This is a genomic window from Thalassospira sp. MCCC 1A01148, from assembly GCF_001613795.1.
Classification (GTDB): Bacteria; Pseudomonadota; Alphaproteobacteria; order Rhodospirillales; family Thalassospiraceae; genus Thalassospira.
In genome coordinates, this window is record NZ_LPVZ01000020.1 from 503,003 (window position 1) to 522,533 (window position 19,531).

The window sequence follows — 19,531 nt, forward strand, 5'->3', positions numbered from 1 at the left end:
TCGGCTTAGCCTGACAACCAATCGACGACGGGCTTCCATGTAGATTTTTCTGCCCTTGATCCGACCATCATCCCAATATGACCGGCAGACGGGTGAAGTTCGGTACGGATATCTTCGGGGCAAGTTTCAAACAGGGCCTGTGCACTTTCGGGCGGGACGATGCGGTCATTTTCCGGGATCACGGCCAGCACCGGGCAGGACAAGTCCGCCGGGGTGATATCAATACCGTCAATCTGCCACTGGCCCTTGGCCGGGCGGTTTTCGACATACCAGCCGATCAGACAATCCACCGCGACCCGGCGCGGCAATGGCACGCCATCATTCAGCCAGTCTTCAAGGGCCACAAAATCGCGGGCCTTGGGGGAATCCATTGCCATGGCCTGAAAACGCCGGAACTTCTCGCCCATCATGAAGGGATCAAGGCTGGCAAACAGGCTTTGCAGCACATCGACCGGAAGCGTGTCATGGATCGCCAGCATCTGTGGCAATGACGGCGCAAAGGCAGCAGCAATGCGCGACTGGGTCGGACCGGCGGCCATGAAGTCCCACGGGGTTGCCAGCAGGACGAGCTTTGACACCTGTGCCGGATCGAGAAGCGTTGCGGCAAGGGCAAGAACCCCGCCCATACAATAACCGACCACCGGCACCGGCCCGCCATTTATGTCGGCCACGTCCTGAAGGATCGTTACCAACCGGCCCGCCACGTAATCATCGAGACCAAAATTGGCCTCTTCCATGCCGGGATAGCCCCACTCGACCAGAAGCGGGCGATAACCGCATTTGGCAAGATAACGCGCAAAGCTGCGCTTTTCATTGAGATCAAGGATATAGCCGCGATTGACAAGCGATGGCACCAGCAGGACCACCTCGCCACTTTCGGCCGACTTGTTCCCGGCGGTCGGAGCATAGTCATAAACCCGCGTCGAGCCTTCTTCCCATATGACCGGCAGGTCCTTGCGGTCCTGGTCGCGCGGGCGGCGATAGGGATGACGTTGATAGGCCCGCACGCCATCGTGGAACCCGGCATGGCGATCAAAGGCGACCCGGTCCAGTGCCTGCGCAACATCATCAGGGTGATAGGCTTCAAGCTCAGCCAGAAGACTTTCCGCCTGATCCTTCAGTTCCGGCTTCCAGGGCAGCAATTGTTTCAGAAAGATCGGCAATGCGGCGCGCGAGCTGAGCCAGCTCGTCATCTCGACTGCCATGTGCATCGGAAGCGGTCTTGGTCCCGCCCGCCTCTGGGTTTCGCGTTTTGGCGGAAGCGGCTTTTGTTTTGGCGGACTGATCATTCTTCCCCTGCCCCTTTGCAGCATTTTTTGCAGCATGTTTGGTTTTGGAAGTCTTTTTCGGCTTGGCGGTCGCGGATGTTTCCGCGCTGTCTTTGTCGGCGGCATTCCCGGCAGCACTGGCGGCACCCGCGCTCTCGGGTTCGGTTTTGGTGGGCTTTGGTTTTGGCGTCATGCCCGCCATTGCCGACATATCAGGCGCGAACGGCATACCGGCAAACGGAGATGCCGGCAGCTCGGCCGCGGCCTTGGCCATCTGATCCATCATCGCCTGCAGCGGGTTGGCAGCCGTCATGGCATCGCCCATCGGATTGCCAATCCCGGCGGCCGGGTGTTGACCCATCGCCATCTGACCGATCAGTTTGCCCCAGGCTTCAAACCCTTCGCCCATGCGGGTGGTGTCCGCACCAAGAGATGCATAAAGACGCCCGATGGCACTGGCGGCATGCGCGCCGTCTGCGGTTGCCGCGACCTGTTCACGCCACAGTTCAAGGAACTGGCGGGCAAGCTGGTCGAGCCGTTCGTCATCCGGGTCGGATGAAGCAGCGTCTGCTGTTTGTGATGGATCCGGTGCTTTCGTCGCACCGCTCTTTTCGCCGTTCTTCCTTTGGGCCATCGGCGACACCTTTATCGTTCCCTGATGCAAAGCATTTGTGTTGAGTATCACTATAGAATGTTGGCGCGCGCTGGAAAACGAATTCCCTTGCTGCACGGCAACAAACCGTATCCGGAGTTGTTTTTCGCACTGCACTTCGCGTTGAATACTGGACACATTGGAAAATTCGCGGCACTCTCACAGTCTTCTGAGCGAATGCAAAATCGAAAATGCTGCGCAACATCGTAAACGCAACAATGTGAATTGCCGGGGCGCAAAGCAGGTGGAACGACACCACCAGAAGGTTCGCCAGACAAACGTCCGGGAAACAGGGAAGCAGGAAAGACGCCATGACCACCAAGAAATCAGATGATCAGGACCGCATCGTTATCAAGAAATATGCGAACCGCCGCCTCTATAACACGGCGACCAGTTCCTATGTGACGCTTGATCACCTTTCGCAGATGGTCAAAGACAATACCGACTTTGTTGTCTATGACGCGAAATCGGGTGAAGACATCACCCGTCCGGTCCTTACCCAGATCATTGTCGAGGAAGAAAACAAGGGGCAGAACCTTCTGCCGATCAGCTTCCTGCGACAGTTAATCGGCTTCTATGGCGACAGCCTTCAGGGGCTGGTGCCGAGTTACCTTGAACAGGCCATGCGCGCCTTTGGCCATAATCAGGAACAGATGCGCGAATATATGCAGGGCACCATGCAGGGCATGTTCCCGTTCGGCCAGTTCGAGGAAATGAACAAACAGAATATCGCACTGTTTGAACAGACAATGAAAATGTTCTCGCCTTTCGCGCAGGATGAAAACGGCGAGCAGACTGGCGATGGCCCGAAAAAGCCGACAGCCCCGGCGGGTGCAAAATCAGATGCCTCGCTGGATGAGCTCAAAAGCCAGCTTGAAGCCATGCAGGCACAGCTCAACAATCTTGCCGGCGGCAAGTCCGACAAATAAGACATCCTGCCCGCATCCCGCGGCCATAAGACCCAAAAGGCGAAGCTGCACACCAGCGCTTCGCCTTTTTTCGTGCCTGCATCAAGGATGCGCAGATCCAGGCAAATGATGCCCCACCCTGTCGGCACCAATCCTGCATAAACTTTTCATTAACTTTTTCAGAACGCCCGGCACCGCCGCAAGGCGGCAATTTTTGCCGGGTGCATGTCGTGACCACAAACACAAATCCACGGAGTCCCGAAATACGCAGGCAACAATGACCCAATAGACCGATAAACATATGACCGCGATCACACCGATTTCCATGCTCCCGGCCCGCAGGACCGAAACTGCGAGCAGTGGAACCGATGGTCCTGCCGGGATCGGGATCGAGCAACTTGCGCGAATTTCGCCAGTGGAGAAAATTGCGCAGAATGGTGGCGCGTGGCTGCAACCCCATGATCTTGTGGGCAGTGCAGCATTCTGGACCCAGCTTTTGGGACAGGTCTTACCTCAGGAAAACCTTTTGCAACCGCCGGTCATTCAAGCAGCGCATGCCAGCTATGCACATCATCACAAACCAGACAGCGTAGAAACGAACGTCTTTTTTTCGCCTTCTGCACTAGACAAAGACAGCTCGATTGACCTATATAGCTAGCTTCTGGCGGAAAGCTGCAACGATTATCTGACCAATGTTCAGGTACATGTCACGAACTCGCAACGCTTTATCGGTGTCGCGACAACTGACAATTCGGGAAAAATTAACAAGCCCGACAGCATCCGAAGTGGGGATTAATAACTGGCGGTTGATAACGGATTATAAAATGACTGAGAACGCTCAAAACGAAGAACCGAAGCGCGCAAACCGCGCCACAGACACTGACCGTTATGTTGGTCAGCGCATCCGCGAACGTCGCATCATGCTGGGCCTTTCCCAGCAGCAGATGGCCGATCTGATTGGCGTCACCTACCAGCAGGCTCACAAATATGAGCGCGGCATTAACCGCATCTCTGCAGGTCGCCTTTACGAGATCTCCCAGGTTCTGGGCGTTCCGGTGAGCTATTTCTATGAAGGTCTGGAAGGCAATCAGGAAACCGAGCTTAATGCGCGTCAGCGCATGTGCCTTGAACTTGCGCGTAACTTCGCAAGCATCAAGCACGAGAAGCATCAGGAAGCACTGAGCCAGATGGCACGTGCCCTTGCCGACCAGGCTGCTTAAGTCCGTTTAACGGACCCTGGTGCCACCTCAAAAAAGGCTGCCTTTTGCATTGCGAAGGCGGCCTTTTTTATGACTGGTTCGCAGATGCAAAAAAAGGGACGCGAACGTCCCCTTTGTGCCAATTGAAATGATGCAAGATACGCCCCTAGGCGTCGACCAACACCAGATCATCGGAATGAATGATCGCGTTGCCCCGGGTAAAGCCAAGGGTGGCTTCGATGTCGGCCGATGCATGGCCCATCAGAAGCCGGGTTTCTTCCGCGCCATAGGATGTGATGCCACGCGCGATTTGTGCGCCATCGGGACCAAGCACCCGTACAGCATCGCCATGCTTGAAGCGCCCATCCACACCGGTTATGCCCGCCGCCAGAAGGTTCTTGCCTGCATGCATGGCCTTGGCCGCGCCAGCATCGACAACAATCGCGCCTGATGCCTTGAGCGAGGTCGCAATCCAGTGACGACGCGCAGCAAGGGGGCTCTCGCTGGGCAGGAAGACGGTATTGGGTGCGCCTTCAAGCTGCGCCTTGAGCGGATGATAAATAGTACCGCGCGCGATGATCATGCGACAGCCCGCCTTCATGGCGATTTCAGCCGCCTGAAGTTTCGTTACCATGCCGCCGGAGCTATACATGGTCGGCGCAACACCGGCCATATTGAAAATCTCTGGCGTCAGTTCGCGGACTTCTGGAACCAGATCTGCATCCGGGTTCTTGCGCGGATCGGCGGTATATAGCCCATCGATGTCGGATAGCAACACAAGCGTGTCGGCCGAAATCATATGCGCGACTTTTGCGCCAAGGCGGTCATTGTCGCCAAACCGGATTTCCTCGGTCGCGACGGTATCGTTTTCATTGATCAGCGGAATGGCACCGCGAGCGAGAAGCGCATTAAGCGTCCCGCGGGCATTCAGATACCGCCTGCGGCCTTCCATGTCCTCAAGCGTGACAAGCACCTGTGCCATGGTCAGGCCATTGCGCCCAAGCGCCTCCTGCCAGACTTGTGACAGGCTGATTTGCCCGGTCGCGGCGGCGGCCTGCTTATCAGCCAGACTGATCGTGCGGTGATCTAAGCCGAGCAAACGACGGCCAAGGGCTATGGCGCCACTTGAGACCACAATCACCTCGACCCCGCGTTCACGCAGAAGCGCGATATCATCGGCAAGCGCTTCGAGCCAGGCACGACGCAGCTTGCCGGTATTTTCATCAACCAGCAGGGCCGAGCCCACCTTGATGATCAGGCGCTTTGCATCCGCCAGGGCGTGGTTTGTCACGGCTGGAAGCCCTCTTCTTCGCGGCCTTCCATGGCGCGGCGTTCACGTTCGCCCTCAATATGGGCGCGGATTTCGCGATGGATTTCCTTCAAGCCATCATGGGTCGCACCCGAGACGATATAGACCTTTTTGCCGATACCCTTTTCAAGGATCTCGCGCTGTTCCTCGACCATTTCAGGCAGGAGTTGATCGGCCTTCGACAGCGCAACGATCTCTGGCTTTTCGACCAGCACCTCGGCATAGCCTTCGAGTTCCTCGCGCACGGTATTATAGGTCGCGACCGGATCTTCTTCGGCGCAATCGATCAGATGGACCAGAACTTCGCAGCGTTCGATATGGCCAAGGAAACGGGTGCCAATACCCTTGCCCTCGGACGCGCCTTCGATCAGGCCGGGGATGTCGGCCAGAACGAATTCATGATCATCGACATTCACCACGCCGAGCTGCGGATGCAGGGTCGTGAAAGGATAATCGGCGATTTTCGGACGCGCATGCGATGATGCGGCCAGGAAGGTCGACTTTCCGGCATTCGGCAGGCCAACAAGACCGGCATCAGCGATCAGCTTCAGGCGCAGCCAGACCCACATTTCCTCTGCCGGCCAGCCTTCTTCCGCACGACGCGGTGCCTGGTTGGTGGAGGACTTGAAATGGGTGTTGCCACGTCCGCCATCGCCGCCGCGACAGATCATATAAGTCTGGCCCGGTTCGATCATGTCAACGATCAGGGTTTCGCGATCTTCGGCCAATACCTGTGTTCCGACCGGGACCTTAATGGTGATGGATTTACCACCCCGACCGGTGCGGTTGCGGCCCATGCCATGCATGCCGACTTCGGCCTTGAAGTGCTGCTGATAACGGAAATCGATCAGGGTGTTGAGGTTTTCGACCGCCTCAAGAATGATGTCGCCGCCGCGACCGCCATCGCCACCGTCCGGTCCGCCATACTCGATATATTTTTCACGGCGGAAGCTGACCGAACCGGCACCGCCGCGGCCACTGCGCACATAAATCTTGGCTTCATCGAGAAACTTCATAACCGGTCCTTCGGGCGCACCCGCTTTTGCTTTGTATTGGTACCCCGGCGCGCGATCACCGCGCATCAACAGGGACTAAAATTCTATATCACATAAAACAAGGGAGGAATGATTGCTCATTCCTCCCTTAGAAATCTTGCTACGTATCGCGCAGCCGACGGGAGGCTTACGCCTCTGCCGGAACGACGGTAACGTAGGTACGACCCTTGAAGCCCGACTTGAACTGGACAGAACCGTTCACAGTCGCAAACAGGGTGTGGTCTTTGGCGAGGCCAACATTGTCACCGGCATGGAACTTGGTGCCACGCTGACGAACGAGGATGTTGCCTGCAACAACTGCCTGACCACCGAATTTTTTAACGCCGAGACGGCGACCTTCGGAGTCACGACCGTTGCGCGAACTACCACCAGCTTTCTTATGAGCCATGAAACTCTCCTAAAACTGCATCTTCACCTGATAAATCAGGCTTTGATGTCCTTGATGCGCAGAACAGTCAGGTTCTGGCGATGACCATTTTTGCGACGGTAGTTATGCCGGCGCTTTTTCTTGAAAACGATCACCTTGTCGCCCTTGGCCTGCTCGAGAACTTCTGCGGTAACAGAAGCACCTTTGACCAACGGAGCACCAACCTTCGGCGCACCGTCGCCAGCAACCATGAGAACTTCTTCAAGTTTCACGGTTTCACCAGCCTGGGCAGCGATCTTTTCGACTTTGATTACGTCGTTGGCGGCAACTTTATACTGTTTGCCACCAGTTTTGATGATTGCGTACATCTAAAAGTTCCTGAAAAACATTCTGGAAACACAAACGCGCGCTTCGGTGCCGCTGCTAACAGATACCGAACCGCTGCGAAGAACGGGTGAATTACCGCTTTTGGCCCGCAGAGTCAACTACAGAGTGACCTTTTACGCGCCCCCATCCCGCATGCCAAAGCCGCAGAATTGCAGACACAAACGCCCGTTTCAAAATTGGCCAATCCCCGCACCGGGAAAGCGCACACAAAAACACAGACATAAAGAGTCCAACAAATTTGAGATTTCCCTCTTGCAATCTGCCGCTCATCCCGGTAAACACCGGCTCGAACGCCAAGACCACACATGCGGAGAGGTGCCGGAGTGGTCGAACGGGGCGGTCTCGAAAACCGTTGTACTAGCAATAGTACCGTGGGTTCGAATCCCACCCTCTCCGCCATTACCCAGAAGTATCTCACCTACAAAAAAATCAAGTTTTTGGGGCTGCCTGCCACATCAGATTCGGAAGTTTAGTTCACTTCGCTTGCGAGAGAACTATGCTATCTTTCCGAGATTGTAGTGGATTTCTGCGAATGACTTACGCCCTGTTTTCAAAGGGAAATTGGGAACAAGTAACTAAAGAGCGTCTCTAAGTTTGGTTTTTAGCTCCCATTTGTTTCCCTGCAGTTTCCATATCTCGGGATTCCGCCAGCTCTCCGCGACCTCCCAAAACCGCGTGAGCGGAATATCAAGGAAATCACAAAAACGCTCAATATATTCTTCATGACACTGGCCATCAAACTTCTCGCAGAGCTCAATAGCCTCGGAACGAGTTAGCCTGCCAGCGCGAATATCGAGCGACGCTTGTTGCGCCGTCATACCAAAACCAAGTTTAAGGTACTTCAAATATTGGTTGACGATGACAAAATCCTCATCGAGCATAGAATGATTGTGAATAAAGCCAGTCCTTGCAGGGTCCGCATGACGTCCCTCACGAAGCTTCATGCCATGCTGCACAGCAAATTCTGCGTTATTGTGCTGGTCATAATCCTCAATGTAGTAACCAAGGTAGATTAGCTTTAGGTCGTTTTTGAGAATTCTGTCTTTTTCCGGAAAACGGAAAAAGTACATTTTATCTTCAGTATTGTACTCATCTAGAAACGGGGTAATGTCTCCACCACGCAGCGTGTTCATGGAAACAACGTTGATTGCGTTACCGTCTTTTGAGCCGCCTGCCCCGCTACCAAGAGTAATAAATGGGTTCTCACCTGCACACGCCAGAGGAATGTTTGTTTGTAAAGCTGTGCGCGGCAGACTGGCATACAAGGCAATCTCTGAAGGATTGGTCCAATTACCTAGCTTCAAAAATGAGTGTCGTATTGCCCTTCGATATACTTCTGGCGCAGGATTTACTGTCATCACATCAAACCCTTGCTCTACAAGGTTTGATAAATTTGCGGCCCCCAAATCTGTCTGCTGAATCGGCGGGTACACAAAACTGACGAGGAGTGGATTGAGGCCAATCTCTCGCGCAAAAAACGCAAGTCGGGTCGAGTCCTTGCCCCCACTCACACCTATGATTGAGTCGTAACCCAAAGGGGATCGCCGCTCATTTGCCCAAGCAACGATCTCATCCAACTCTTTCCTGCGCCTGTCCCATTCTGCCGCATCATATGACAATGCAAGGGAACAAGGTGTGCACAACCCTTCTTCATTGAACACCTGTCCTGGACGGGTATCAGGCTCTACACAACTCCTACAATATTTCATGAGAACAATTACTTGGTTCCGGTTAGGGTCAAATCTACGGGTTCGTGCTGCCCAAAGCTTGAGTCCGGCATTTGAGTGGATGCAACCGGCCGACTTGGACCTTTCCCGTCGACAAAACCTTTGCCGATTAAAACATAATTACAACGGCCTGAATCAGGCTTTTTGGGTTTAGTGATTCTGTAATCAGCCCATGGTTGGTCCGTCTCAAGACGATCAATATGCAAACCAGTATCACGGCGTCGTTTCAACATCCATTTGCCTTCAGTGTCTTTTTGCCAAACTCTTGGATCCCTGAACCGGTCGACATTGGTCCAGAGTTCCCTCTCTGTCATCCCGACCCACTCCGTAAAAGTTGAGATTTCCTTGTCAATCGCTGACGTTATCACATTCTGGTGCCTGTCGACGAATGCCTCCCCCTGTTCTCGCGTTAAACGGTGGAGTCTTATTTCTCGACAAGCATGATCCGTAACCTTCCCGTATCCCCATTTTCTAAACTTGATCAGGTCATGTAAGCCGGAATAATGAACACTATTGGGATCACTGTATGTATCAAACGTTCTATCTTGTCTGACCGTTTCGTATTGATATAGATCGATCATCAATTCGTTTTGTCGACGGCTATCCCAGCGCAGATAATTGTTCAGATAAATCCCACGAACACCAACGGCCTCCAATTCTTCATCTTCGGGATATCGGAATATGCCGGTGTTATACGCCTCAAACGATGGGGCCCCCTTGATCAAGTCTTCTATTTCCATTCCCATCAGGTCATGTTCTTTTCTATATTTGCGTGTCATCTCGACTTTCTGCAAATGAGAGAACATACCCACCTGATCAACGCCTTGGTGAGCCCCCCAAACAATCAATGGTATCTTGAACTGGATAGCCAACCGAACTGGCCATACAGTCTGTCCCGCCAAGACATGCCAATAGATGCTCCCGAGTTGTTTGATTGATTGCCGTGTTAGCGCCTGCACGGTCTTAGACGATACATTCATCCCCATCATGTCGCAGTCGAACGCCTGGCGCAGATAAGCCAGGTTCCGGATACCAGTCTCGGTATTGTAGTGACCATTATAAAACGCAAGGAGAGGCTTCAAACCCAGCACATTTTTGACAACATGCACCATAAAGTATGCATCTCGACCACCGTCTACTGGCACGATGCAATCATAACTCCGTCCAGATTTGGATTTGTAGCTTGATGTCAACGCCTTCAATTCATCAAAACGCGCATGCCAATCAATCAAATCCTTCTCTTCATGCACGCGACATCCGCTACAAATCCCCTCATCATCAATAACAATGTTGAGAGGATGCACTTCTGTATAGAGGCACCGGCGGCACTGTTTCATATTTTTTCTCGCTCCACATGAACAAACCCCAGATCGTCCAGCCAGCTCTCATCTCTTTTCATCAACCGGTCATCCTGCCCTATCTTCGACAGATCGTGATTGAACGGAAGGTCTTGCCGCATTCTGAAACCCTGACGATGTATCGCTTCCTTCAAGATTGCGACACTGTGTTCTGTGTGGTTGAGAATGTTGCCCGCTGCGATAGCTGCAACACTTGTGTCTTTTAAGCACTTCACGGCATGAGCACTGTGCCCAATTCCTCCCATCGCTATTACAGGCACAGTAACCGCACGGCTAACTTCTGCGAGCAAACCAATATCGTAGCCTGATTGGCTTCCGTCTTTCTTCATATTGTGTAACAGAAGTTCGCCTGCGCCGTTCTCACTCAAGAAAACAGCCCGTTCGACCGGGTCAATCGGCAAATCACCACACACTGTCGCAGTTCTGTCGTGATAATCGACACCCGCTACTACCGCTTGACGCCCATAATGCTCCGTGATGTTCTGCAGGAAGAGGATATCCCCTGAAGCTTCGGTTACAACCACCTTATCCACGCCAACCGCGAACACCCTGTGTACGTCAGAGATTTCTTGTAACCCGCCACCGTACGACATAGGAACAAATGCCTTGCTGGCAATGCTCTTGATCATCTCAATATCCGGGCCTCTCTTGCCGCGGTTCGGCGAGATATCCAAGAGACATATCTCGTCAATGCCCCACCGATTTAGGAATTCAGCACAAATCGCCGGATCACCAATTGGCAGGTATCTTCGAAAACCAAAGCTCTGAACAGCGACGCCGTTCAAGACCAAGATGCTTCCGATCAATCGCCGAATAGCCATTACTCAAGGCCTAACTGTTTCCGGCACAGGTTGCTGAAGTTTCTCAGCATAATCAGTCCGGTTCTCTGGCTTTTTTCTGGATGGGATTGCACACCAAAAATGTGCCCTTGCTGCACCACCGATGAAAACTCACCATGGTAGTTTGACGAAGCCGCTGTCACGCCAGGAAGAACCTCCATCTGGAATTCATGGTCAAAATAGGTCATATCCCCAGTTTCAATACGCTGAAATAATGGACACTTCGCATCCTTGATCTCTACTTCATTCCAACCCACATGAGGGCGTATGATACTTTTGTCCTCTCTACGGTCGGGCGCGACAAGTGTTATGTCTGCATCGATCCAGCCCAGCCCAGCTACACCACCGCTTTCCTCAGAACTGCGCCCCATCAGTTGCATACCAAGACAAATACCCATGAATGGAATTTTTCTTTCAAAAACAGCTTCTTCCATTGGATGGATCAAATCTTTACTTCGTAAGTTCTGCATTGCTTTGCCAAAACTTCCGACACCTGGAAGGAATACCCCAGAAAGACCAGTAAATTCTCTCTGTACACTCACAATTCGGCACTCCACATCAAGAAACCGAAAGGCGGAGATCACCGATCCAAGATTGCCCATACCGTAGTCTATTACACCAATGGTCATCTTTCTAAATCCACCACTTTAGCGGACTACTCCAACTCCAAGCCAACTGCCTTCAAGTCACTCTCCATCATTTCCTGAACAAGGTCTGGAAAGTTTGTCTCAGGCTGCCATCCCAACTGTTCGTTGGCTTTGGAGGGATCTCCTAACAGATAATCGACTTCTGTAGGTCGGAAATAGCGGGGATCGATCTCTATCAAAACTCTACCCGTTGAAATATCTCTTCCGACTTCTTGGAGTCCAGCGCCACTCCATTCTATTTCCACGTCAACAGTAGAAAAGGCGCGCTCCACAAACTCTCTAACTGTATGTGCTTCACCAGTGGCCAGCACGAAATCATCAGGAGTATGGTGATTCATGATCTTCCACATACCCTGAACATAATCTCTGGCGTGACCCCAGTCCCTTTTCGCTTCCAAGTTACCGAGAAAAAGCTTCTCCTGAAAGCCAGCCTTGATTGCAGCTACTGCACGAGTAATCTTTCGCGTGACGAATGTTTCACCACGCGTTGGCCCCTCATGATTAAACAATATGCCGTTGCTTGCGAAAATCCCGTAAGCTTCTCTGTAGTTCCTTGTAATCCAGTAAGCATATAGCTTTGCTGCAGCATAGGGACTTCTAGGTTGAAAAGGCGTTTGCTCATTCTGGGGCGCAGGGGCATCACCGTAGAGTTCGGATGTTGATGCCTGATAAAATCTGGTAGACTTTTCTAGTCCCAGTATCCTGATAGCCTCTAGAATACGAAGTGTGCCGATCGCATCGGCATTGGCAGTATACTCTGGGGTCTCAAAGCTCACCTGCACATGACTTTGGGCCGCAAGATTGTAAATTTCGTCCGGCTTAACGTCTTGGATGATACGTATCAAATTCGTTGAATCCACCATATCTCCATAGTGCATCTGGAACTTGATCTCTTTCTCGTGAAGGTCTTGATAGAGATGCTCAACGCGTTCAGCGTTAAAAGATGATGAACGACGGCGAACACCATGCACCAGATAACCTTTTCCCAGCAGAAACTCGGCTAAGTAGGCGCCATCTTGTCCAGTAATCCCAGTTATCAGTGCTGTGCGAGTCATACTTAAATTTTACTCCGGGTGTCGCCAATTCATTCAGGCAGTCTTAGACCGCTAAAGATACTTCTCACAAGAATTTTCTCCCGAAACATTGATCCAAATAAATCCCTTTCTGGAAACCAGCGAAGCATATGCTGAGCGAAACTGAATCATTTGTAGTCAATTTCTTGCAAGTTCTTCGAACACTTCGCGATGCCTGTTAATCCAATTATTAAGGTTAAAAGCCTCCACCGCACGAGCTCTGGCAGCCCGCCCACGGGCTTCGAGATCTTCGCAGATATCTAACATACCCCTCGCAATGTCTTCGACTTCCGGAATACAAACTTCTTCGAAAGACTGACGAACATCCACACCAATACCCGCAGTTGGGGTGACAAGTTCAGGAACCCCACCTGATTTGCTGTACAGAACGGGCAAACCGCAGGCCATCGCTTCGAGTACGGTGTTTGGGCAAGGATCATTGTGCTTGAGCATAACATAGACATCTGCAGACTGGTAAATTACAGGTGCGTCCTCCTGCGAATAGGCTCCAGTACAAATCACATAATCTTCAACGCCTAGTTCCTTGATTAAATCCGCCATCTGACGACGTGCATCTTCTGCAATCCACCCAGATATTTTCAGGATGCCATTCAACCCTTGCGACCGCGCCAATGCAAAACTTCTCAAGGTAATATCAAGTCGATAATAGAGATGGTTATCAATTTTTCCGGTTAGAAGAAAAACAATACTATTACAATTTTCTTTGAAATCTCTCGGGCGAAACCGGTTTATATCTACGGCATTGAACAGTATTTCTGTTCTACCATTTCTTTGTCCAAGATATTTTTCTGCACACAAAAAACAAAACTCGCTCTGGCAGAACACATAGTCAGCCGAATGCCAAGCATTTGCCATTTCGCGATTTTTTGCTTCCCAGTTCCCATCATACCACGCCCCATAGTACACACCATTCTGGTTAAGGATGATCGGAATTTTCTTGTACTTCAGAAATCTTAGGGCAATTTTTGACAGATACGGAGTATTTGAAAGTAAATACACGTGAGAAAAGCCCAGATATTCCTGCGGAAAGAATTGGATTAACCTCTTCACCTTGACAAGAGGTCCACCAATATTTCCCGGACGAGCTCCTCCATACCAAATAGCAAATTTTTTGGCTGGCCAGAGCATTCGGAGCAAAACCCCACAAGTTTGCACGGCCTTCCAAGAGGCTCGAAGAATTTTCTTCCTTACCGGATCAACCTTCGACATCTCACTTACCCCATAAGCCGAACAATCGCTTTATACCAGTTTGCCCTCTCGACAACCTCATTTGCATAAACTCGGCTTTCCGGGTTAGCAATTCCTCAAACAGCCCCAGCCATTCTTCACATGTTCTTTCCAGACTATTTGGATACCCCTGCGCTTGCTCTTTCCAGTAGTTATAGTCAGAAATAAAGGCGTCCAAACTTGCCTCAAATTCCTTCGGATGATTGTAGCCAAAACCGTAACCTGCCAAGTACTCTGGCATACAACCGCTCTCCAGATACATTATCGGAAGCCCACACTGTATGCCCTCGTTCTGATGGTTCCCGCCAGGTTCATTTACTGAACCTGTTACATATGCATGGTTGTTCTTAAGAGCTGAAGCAAGTTTTTCGCCGGATAGGGGCGGGATGTGTTTTGCATTCTGAAACTTGTAACCTTTTGGCAAATTGCCGATGTAAGAAAATTCAATCCTATCCGACCAGCGCTCTGTGCCCAGCATCTTGTCAATCTGGTCATAAACATCGAAGCCCTTCATCCAGTTCCCACCCCAGTGGTGAGTAACAAGCCTCAAAGGGCCTTTCCCATTCCAAGGCTGAAAACCGGATGAATTAAATATGTTTGAATCTGAGCCGTTCAAGATAACCCTTGAAGGCATTTTCTCAGAACCACCCCAAAGGTCGAGCATCTTAAGCCAAGAGCCAACAAAAACCGTGAAATCTGCGACCTCGTTACAGCTCTTTAGTTTGTTATTCATATCTCTGGTATTTTTGCGTTCATCACACTCATTGATGCGATGCACAATCAGGCATTCGGAGTTTACGCGATTTACGTATTTTTTTGCCTGTTTGTAACTGAACGGGATCGCCCGGTTTTTACGCCCATATCTAGGGTCGGTAATTAGAATGATGTCTATATCTCGATCCGTCAGATTATTTACAACGGAGTGACCACGCGTCTGTAATGCAGCTATCAGGCCCGCAAAAAAACCGTTCCCGCCTCCCCACGGACCAGAAACTACCTGATACCCAATACATACTTTCATTTACCGCTCACATTATGAATTTAGTGGGCCTTAAAATACGTCTATTTTCAGCTCACTGATGCTCGTCAAGTCGGTATCCTTTGCGCAAAGACATATCTTGGCCAGAATTAGCCCGCCTTAAGTTCTTCTAGCACCGAGAGATAGACCTCTTTGACTGTGATGGAGCGCATGCACAGATGTTCGTTATCGCACCACCCCGCATTACCACAGGGGGCACAACTCACCCTGTGACAAATTATTCTCTGTTGGTGAGGGTAACCAATGAACTCCGGCAGGGTTAAGCCCCCCCACAAGACTACTGATCTGCAGTTTACGGCAGCTGATAAATGCATCAAACCACCCTCGGTTCCAATAAACAACGTGGAACGATCCAATAAGCTCGCCGCTTCCCGGAAACTTGTTTTGTTCGTGAAGTCCCTGACACCGTCTAGGACTCCCCCCCGCCCCAATCCAGTCTGAATGAGTTCGAACTGCGGCAAATTATCGTTCAACGAGTAAACCAATTCTTGCCAGCGCTCAAAAGGCCAAGCCCTAAGCTCTCCAAACCAATCGCGGTTCGTATCTGGCTCAATGACAATAAATGGTTTGGTTATACCTTCGCTTGCCAGCAGACCATCGACGTAAGCTTCTTCCTCACTAGTAGGAAAAAATCGACATTTTGGTTCAGGAACATCAAACCCGAAATTCGCGGCAATGATAGATGAAGCTGTTCCGCCAGTTTTCCAGAAGGTACGTTGTTTCGTTTGCTTCTCAGCATAAGAATGGAGCCTCATATCAATATGAACATAAAGAGGTTGCTTCCCGTTCTTCCAGTCAGCAAGCGATTTACGGTAGACGTAATGCTCCCAACAACTCCTCAGTCGAGGCAATGAAATCATTTTCTCAAAAAGGCAGTCGATCAAGCGCTCAGGCCTGGACTTTGAGGAAATTTTCGGATGCGCGATTTCGCTATTCCCTAAGAACACTTGGTCCGTGCGATAATCATCCCCCCTTTTAAAGAGGGCGCCCGCAAGAAAATCTGTAAGCAAGGGAGTTTTGGCAATTACGGGTTTTTCACCGGATTGCTCAGCAATGGAATGAAGAACAGCTGTCCAAATTAAATTCCCCCCCAATCCCATAGCCTTCTCACCTCAAATCGTACTGTCATTTAAGATTTCGGCCGCGAGGTTGCATATATTCTGATCCATCCGCACCAAGCCAAAATGCTTCTCAGCTGTATCTCTGGCTGCCCGCCCCATAGATCGACGCAGCTCCGGATCGTCGAGCAGCGACAGAATAGCAGCGCGCAGCGCTTTGTGATCTTCAGGGGGAACAATCAGACAATTTTTACCCGAAACCAGATATTGTTTATCCCACAGGCCTTGAATACCTGAGATGACGGTTGCTTTTCCACAAGCCATCGCTTGCAGGGAAACACTGTACCCCGAAGGTTGAGCTACATCTCGAACTGGAACAACAACGACTTCTGCTTTCTGATAAAGCTCCCGGAGGACTTCATCAGAAATAGCTGAACCATGCAGCGATCCAGACAAGTGCTCAACGTTTGTTTGGGATGCTTTAATCGTTGGCTTCAGACGCGTCAGAAGCCTCAGCGGAATATCTGTTTGTACTGCCTCAAGCAGAGTTTCGTAATCACGCTTTGGATCCGACCCAACAGCAAATACTTCACCATCGCCTTCAGCTCCTCCTTCTTCGAACGAGGGTCGCCAGAAATCAAGATCAACACCAAACGGATACAAACTACACCTAGCAGGATCAAGACTATAGCGTTTTATTGCTTGCTTCTTGTCTTCCTCTCCAAAGAAGAAATAGTGATCGAGTCCCAACAGACCCTTTTGAATTTCGCGTTCCGCCCACCACTTAACGGATGGAGAAGCTTCATTCACAATGTCACTTAAACCGTGAAACCCACCGACCAGCGTAACTGATTTTGGAAGATATTTTCGGTACCGCCCAATTGATAGGCTCCCAGAGTCAGTGAGCGAAAACACAATATCCCCTGTCTGAAAGTCGTTTGAAAAGGCTCTGACCCGCTCCCGACTGAGACCAAAGTTTGTAAAGCGATTCCGCACCCTCTCGAACAAAAGAAACGCATTGGCAGCCAAGCCTAGAGGTTGCTTACGGAGGTCTACGTAATGCACCCCCCCAAATTTCTTCTCAAGAGCAAGGGCACCATAAAAGAAATCTGCTGGTGCCTTTTTCTGCTTGATATCAAGAAGTCTCTTTGTGCGGCCAGCTAACGGAAAGAGAAAACAAAGACGTCGTTTCATGATTTCCCTGCCACGTCTGAGGACTGGTCCTCTTTTGACATGGGGAATGTATCCTTATACCACCCAATCATTCGCCCAACTCCCTCTTCAAGAGGTATCTTCTGTTCGAAACCGGGCAGCAATGATAGCAAACGGCAGGGATCGGAACTTTTGATGAATCGACCTTCTGGCTTGGTTTCATCATACTCCAGCTCAGGTGTCACATTAGCTGCACGACAAATCATTTCAACGAGTTCGGTAACACTAACAGTTTCCGAAAATCCGATATTGACAGGTCCATCGCAGACATTCCCAGTCACCAGCTGCTTCATAATTCGCGCGCAATCCAAAGCATGCATATAATTCCGTCGCTGCTTTCCAGAGCCCCAAATCTCCACTTTTCCTGTGTTATCGAGTACTTTTTTAACAAGCATTGGAATTGCCTGGCTGTCAGTTCCCATCCAACGATAACGTTCACCATATATATTGAAAGGGCGCACAACCGTCATTTGCATCCCGGTTTCCCGGGCGTAAATTGCTGCTTTCTGCTCCAAGAACCGCTTTGCCCAACCATATCCCCAGTTGACAACTTCCGGTTCACCATCAAATAGGGCCAACTCTCCAACCGTATCAGGACCGTCATCCCTGTGCACACATGACGAGGACGTTATCAGCATGCGTTTGACACCGCGCACCCGCGCTGCTCGAAGAACATTGTTCGTGAGACGCTCATTATGCTCGAGCATATCCAAATGATGGCGAGATGAGTAGCCCACGCCATAGGCACGGCTTGCTAGGTGGTATACTGTATCAACGCCGGTAAAAACATCATCTGCAACATCAGGTTCCTCAAGATCGGCCTGAACTAGCTTGATACCTGACCTGACATTGTCGAGGTTTTCCTTTTTACCTTTGCTAAAATCGTCAATCACCACGACTTCATCTTCATCGTCAATCAAGAGTTCCGTTAAGTAAGAGCCAATCAAGCCAGCTCCCCCCGTAACGACTACTTTTTTCATTTATTACCCCTGATTTCTGATGGAGAAATCTTTATTTAAATGCGCTTTATGGAATTTATCCAGAAACAACCGAGACGAGAGGCCTAGATTATATGACCTTACTTCATCATCTCGTTCAAACCGTCTGCATCCAACCATTGGTCATTGTTATCGCTGGAATAAGAGAACTCTTCAGCCACAACCTTGAACTTTCCGGCATAGAACTCGCGTAATCCAGGGCTATCCTGGAACACTGGCAAGATCACATAACGATCTGCTGTCTCGAACGTATTTCTTGCATCATGAGAAGTAATCATCTCTTCATGCAATTTTTCGCCCGGACGGATCCCAATAACCTTAGTAGCTATACTTGGAGCCATTGCTTGCGCCAAGTCGACGATTTTCATACTTGGGATTTTTGGAATAAAAATCTCACCACCGCACATGTGCTCAAGTGAGGACAGCACGAAGTTCACTCCTTGCTCCAAAGTAATCCAGAAGCGCGTCATCTCTGGGTGAGTGATAGGAAGATGGTCGGCCTTCTCAGCAACAAGTTTTCTGAAGAAGGGAACAACGCTGCCACGCGAACCAACAACATTCCCATACCGGACTACTGCAAATTTGGTATCCAAAGCACCAGCCAAATTATTGGCAGCGACAAAAATCTTGTCCGAAGCGAGCTTGCTCGCACCATATAAGTTTGCGGGACTTGCAGCCTTGTCCGTCGACAACGCTATCACTTTCTGGACACCACAATCCATCGCAGCTTTAACAACGTTTTCTGCTCCGATTACATTGGTGTGGATACACTCGAACGGATTGTATTCAGCAACAGTAACGTGTTTCAACGCTGCGGCATGAATCACAATATCGACGTTGCGCATAGCCATACGCAGTCGTTCGACGTCACGAACATCTCCAATGAAATATCTTAAGCAGGGATGATCCGCCGGATCAAACACCTGCTGCATTTCATATTGCTTTAGTTCGTCTCTAGAAAAGATGATCAAGCGCTTGGGCTTATGAAGCCGGAGTATATTTTCCGTAAACTTCTGCCCAAAAGAACCAGTTCCACCAGTGATCAGAATCGTTTTCCCACTTAGATCAAGATCTTGGGGTGCGAAGTCATAATATTGCATATACGGATCACTTTTCTAGGCTTCTGCTCGCCACGGCAAGCACTACTGAAAATATAGCTTTAGCAGTGCTTGCCGTGCACACGACTT

Annotated in this window: 20 protein-coding genes and 1 tRNA gene; 4 read left to right on the forward strand and 17 right to left on the reverse strand. The window is 50.5% G+C overall.

The window, feature by feature from the left end:
* Window positions 1-5: 5 nt before the first annotated feature.
* Window positions 6-1,193, reverse strand: a complete 1,188-nt coding sequence (locus AUQ43_RS11830; protein ID WP_232310666.1) for an alpha/beta fold hydrolase — start codon at window positions 1,191-1,193, stop codon at window positions 6-8.
* Window positions 1,090-1,902, reverse strand: coding sequence for a hypothetical protein (locus tag AUQ43_RS11835; protein ID WP_062956474.1), 813 nt, complete (start codon window positions 1,900-1,902; stop codon window positions 1,090-1,092). Before AUQ43_RS11835 ends, AUQ43_RS11830 begins: the two co-directional genes overlap by 104 nt.
* A gap of 329 nt (window positions 1,903-2,231) precedes the next feature.
* Here AUQ43_RS11835 and phaR point away from each other — a divergent pair, with 329 nt between their 5' ends.
* The 3 genes from phaR (at window position 2,232) to AUQ43_RS11850 (ending at window position 4,048) form a co-directional block, all read left to right on the forward strand.
* Window positions 2,232-2,849 carry a polyhydroxyalkanoate synthesis repressor PhaR gene (phaR, locus tag AUQ43_RS11840; protein ID WP_062956475.1) on the forward strand — a complete coding sequence of 206 codons (618 nt, stop codon included), beginning with the start codon at window positions 2,232-2,234 and terminating at the stop codon, window positions 2,847-2,849.
* Between the two features lie 280 nt (window positions 2,850-3,129).
* Entirely contained in the window at window positions 3,130-3,486 is a 357-nt protein-coding gene (locus AUQ43_RS11845) for a hypothetical protein (protein ID WP_114129790.1), read from the forward strand.
* A gap of 166 nt (window positions 3,487-3,652) precedes the next feature.
* Entirely contained in the window at window positions 3,653-4,048 is a 396-nt protein-coding gene (locus tag AUQ43_RS11850) for a helix-turn-helix domain-containing protein (protein WP_062956477.1), read from the forward strand.
* A 145-nt stretch (window positions 4,049-4,193) separates the two neighbouring features.
* Here the strand turns inward: AUQ43_RS11850 and proB are convergent, their stop codons facing one another.
* The 4 genes from proB to rplU form a co-directional block, all read right to left on the reverse strand.
* A complete protein-coding gene (proB, locus tag AUQ43_RS11855) occupies window positions 4,194-5,318 on the reverse strand; it encodes a glutamate 5-kinase (RefSeq protein WP_062956478.1) in 1,125 nt (374 codons plus the stop codon).
* On the reverse strand, window positions 5,315-6,352 hold the full coding sequence (obgE, locus tag AUQ43_RS11860) for a GTPase ObgE (protein ID WP_062957269.1): 1,038 nt from the start codon (window positions 6,350-6,352) through the stop codon (window positions 5,315-5,317). The genes proB and obgE overlap by 4 nt, the downstream gene beginning before the upstream one ends.
* 166 nt (window positions 6,353-6,518) lie before the next feature.
* The gene (gene rpmA, locus AUQ43_RS11865) at window positions 6,519-6,779 is read right to left on the reverse strand and encodes a 50S ribosomal protein L27 (protein WP_008889409.1); all 261 of its coding nucleotides are present in this window, start codon (window positions 6,777-6,779) and stop codon (window positions 6,519-6,521) included.
* 35 nt (window positions 6,780-6,814) lie between these two features.
* A complete protein-coding gene (gene rplU, locus AUQ43_RS11870) occupies window positions 6,815-7,126 on the reverse strand; it encodes a 50S ribosomal protein L21 (protein WP_062956479.1) in 312 nt (103 codons plus the stop codon).
* Window positions 7,127-7,454: 328 nt separating this feature from the next.
* Between rplU and AUQ43_RS11875 the strand changes: the two genes are divergently transcribed.
* Window positions 7,455-7,544 (forward strand) — tRNA-Ser (locus AUQ43_RS11875).
* 176 nt (window positions 7,545-7,720) lie between these two features.
* Here AUQ43_RS11875 and AUQ43_RS11880 read toward each other — a convergent pair.
* The 11 genes from AUQ43_RS11880 to pseB all read right to left on the reverse strand — a co-directional run bounded on the left by AUQ43_RS11880 (window position 7,721) and on the right by pseB (window position 19,444).
* Complete coding sequence (locus AUQ43_RS11880; RefSeq protein ID WP_062956480.1) at window positions 7,721-8,854, reverse strand: N-acetyl sugar amidotransferase; 1,134 nt, start codon at window positions 8,852-8,854, stop codon at window positions 7,721-7,723.
* Between the two features lie 8 nt (window positions 8,855-8,862).
* A complete protein-coding gene (locus AUQ43_RS11885) occupies window positions 8,863-10,209 on the reverse strand; it encodes an N-acetyl sugar amidotransferase (protein WP_084272084.1) in 1,347 nt (448 codons plus the stop codon).
* Window positions 10,206-11,051, reverse strand: coding sequence for a HisA/HisF-related TIM barrel protein (locus AUQ43_RS11890; protein WP_062956481.1), 846 nt, complete (start codon window positions 11,049-11,051; stop codon window positions 10,206-10,208). The genes AUQ43_RS11885 and AUQ43_RS11890 overlap by 4 nt, the downstream gene beginning before the upstream one ends.
* Complete coding sequence (gene hisH, locus AUQ43_RS11895; RefSeq protein ID WP_062956482.1) at window positions 11,051-11,698, reverse strand: imidazole glycerol phosphate synthase subunit HisH; 648 nt, start codon at window positions 11,696-11,698, stop codon at window positions 11,051-11,053. The genes AUQ43_RS11890 and hisH overlap by 1 nt, the downstream gene beginning before the upstream one ends.
* 26 nt (window positions 11,699-11,724) lie before the next feature.
* A complete protein-coding gene (gene gmd, locus AUQ43_RS11900; RefSeq protein WP_062956483.1) occupies window positions 11,725-12,771 on the reverse strand; it encodes a GDP-mannose 4,6-dehydratase in 1,047 nt (348 codons plus the stop codon).
* Window positions 12,772-12,927: 156 nt separating this feature from the next.
* On the reverse strand, window positions 12,928-14,019 hold the full coding sequence (locus tag AUQ43_RS11905) for a glycosyltransferase family 4 protein (protein ID WP_062956484.1): 1,092 nt from the start codon (window positions 14,017-14,019) through the stop codon (window positions 12,928-12,930).
* Between the two features lies 1 nt (window position 14,020).
* The gene (locus tag AUQ43_RS11910; RefSeq protein ID WP_062956485.1) at window positions 14,021-15,058 is read right to left on the reverse strand and encodes a glycosyltransferase; all 1,038 of its coding nucleotides are present in this window, start codon (window positions 15,056-15,058) and stop codon (window positions 14,021-14,023) included.
* Between the two features lie 107 nt (window positions 15,059-15,165).
* Window positions 15,166-16,176, reverse strand: coding sequence for a glycosyltransferase family 9 protein (locus AUQ43_RS11915; RefSeq protein ID WP_062956486.1), 1,011 nt, complete (start codon window positions 16,174-16,176; stop codon window positions 15,166-15,168).
* A gap of 12 nt (window positions 16,177-16,188) precedes the next feature.
* Window positions 16,189-17,328, reverse strand: a complete 1,140-nt coding sequence (locus AUQ43_RS11920; RefSeq protein ID WP_062956487.1) for a glycosyltransferase family 4 protein — start codon at window positions 17,326-17,328, stop codon at window positions 16,189-16,191.
* Window positions 17,325-18,326, reverse strand: a complete 1,002-nt coding sequence (locus AUQ43_RS11925) for an NAD-dependent epimerase/dehydratase family protein (RefSeq protein WP_062956488.1) — start codon at window positions 18,324-18,326, stop codon at window positions 17,325-17,327. Before AUQ43_RS11925 ends, AUQ43_RS11920 begins: the two co-directional genes overlap by 4 nt.
* Window positions 18,327-18,424: 98 nt before the next feature.
* Entirely contained in the window at window positions 18,425-19,444 is a 1,020-nt protein-coding gene (gene pseB, locus AUQ43_RS11930) for a UDP-N-acetylglucosamine 4,6-dehydratase (inverting) (RefSeq protein WP_062956489.1), read from the reverse strand.
* Window positions 19,445-19,531: the final 87 nt, after the last annotated feature.

What these genes read in the sequence shown, in the direction of transcription:
- AUQ43_RS11920 (WP_062956487.1), bottom strand. Translation starts at nt 17,328, where the DNA reads ATGAAACGACGTCTTTGTTTTCTCTTTCCGTTAGCTGGCCGCACAAAG.
- AUQ43_RS11885 (WP_084272084.1), bottom strand. Translation starts at nt 10,209, where the DNA reads ATGAAACAGTGCCGCCGGTGCCTCTATACAGAAGTGCATCCTCTCAAC.
- AUQ43_RS11910 (WP_062956485.1), bottom strand. Translation starts at nt 15,058, where the DNA reads ATGAAAGTATGTATTGGGTATCAGGTAGTTTCTGGTCCGTGGGGAGGC.
- hisH (WP_062956482.1), bottom strand. Translation starts at nt 11,698, where the DNA reads ATGACCATTGGTGTAATAGACTACGGTATGGGCAATCTTGGATCGGTG.
- gmd (WP_062956483.1), bottom strand. Translation starts at nt 12,771, where the DNA reads ATGACTCGCACAGCACTGATAACTGGGATTACTGGACAAGATGGCGCC.
- pseB (WP_062956489.1), bottom strand. Translation starts at nt 19,444, where the DNA reads ATGCAATATTATGACTTCGCACCCCAAGATCTTGATCTAAGTGGGAAA.
- rpmA (WP_008889409.1), bottom strand. Translation starts at nt 6,779, where the DNA reads ATGGCTCATAAGAAAGCTGGTGGTAGTTCGCGCAACGGTCGTGACTCC.
- AUQ43_RS11915 (WP_062956486.1), bottom strand. Translation starts at nt 16,176, where the DNA reads ATGGGATTGGGGGGGAATTTAATTTGGACAGCTGTTCTTCATTCCATT.
- AUQ43_RS11925 (WP_062956488.1), bottom strand. Translation starts at nt 18,326, where the DNA reads ATGAAAAAAGTAGTCGTTACGGGGGGAGCTGGCTTGATTGGCTCTTAC.
- phaR (WP_062956475.1), top strand. Translation starts at nt 2,232, where the DNA reads ATGACCACCAAGAAATCAGATGATCAGGACCGCATCGTTATCAAGAAA.
- AUQ43_RS11880 (WP_062956480.1), bottom strand. Translation starts at nt 8,854, where the DNA reads ATGAAATATTGTAGGAGTTGTGTAGAGCCTGATACCCGTCCAGGACAG.
- AUQ43_RS11905 (WP_062956484.1), bottom strand. Translation starts at nt 14,019, where the DNA reads ATGTCGAAGGTTGATCCGGTAAGGAAGAAAATTCTTCGAGCCTCTTGG.
- AUQ43_RS11890 (WP_062956481.1), bottom strand. Translation starts at nt 11,051, where the DNA reads ATGGCTATTCGGCGATTGATCGGAAGCATCTTGGTCTTGAACGGCGTC.
- AUQ43_RS11835 (WP_062956474.1), bottom strand. Translation starts at nt 1,902, where the DNA reads ATGGCCCAAAGGAAGAACGGCGAAAAGAGCGGTGCGACGAAAGCACCG.
- AUQ43_RS11845 (WP_114129790.1), top strand. Translation starts at nt 3,130, where the DNA reads ATGACCGCGATCACACCGATTTCCATGCTCCCGGCCCGCAGGACCGAA.
- AUQ43_RS11830 (WP_232310666.1), bottom strand. Translation starts at nt 1,193, where the DNA reads ATGACGAGCTGGCTCAGCTCGCGCGCCGCATTGCCGATCTTTCTGAAA.
- obgE (WP_062957269.1), bottom strand. Translation starts at nt 6,352, where the DNA reads ATGAAGTTTCTCGATGAAGCCAAGATTTATGTGCGCAGTGGCCGCGGC.
- rplU (WP_062956479.1), bottom strand. Translation starts at nt 7,126, where the DNA reads ATGTACGCAATCATCAAAACTGGTGGCAAACAGTATAAAGTTGCCGCC.
- AUQ43_RS11850 (WP_062956477.1), top strand. Translation starts at nt 3,653, where the DNA reads ATGACTGAGAACGCTCAAAACGAAGAACCGAAGCGCGCAAACCGCGCC.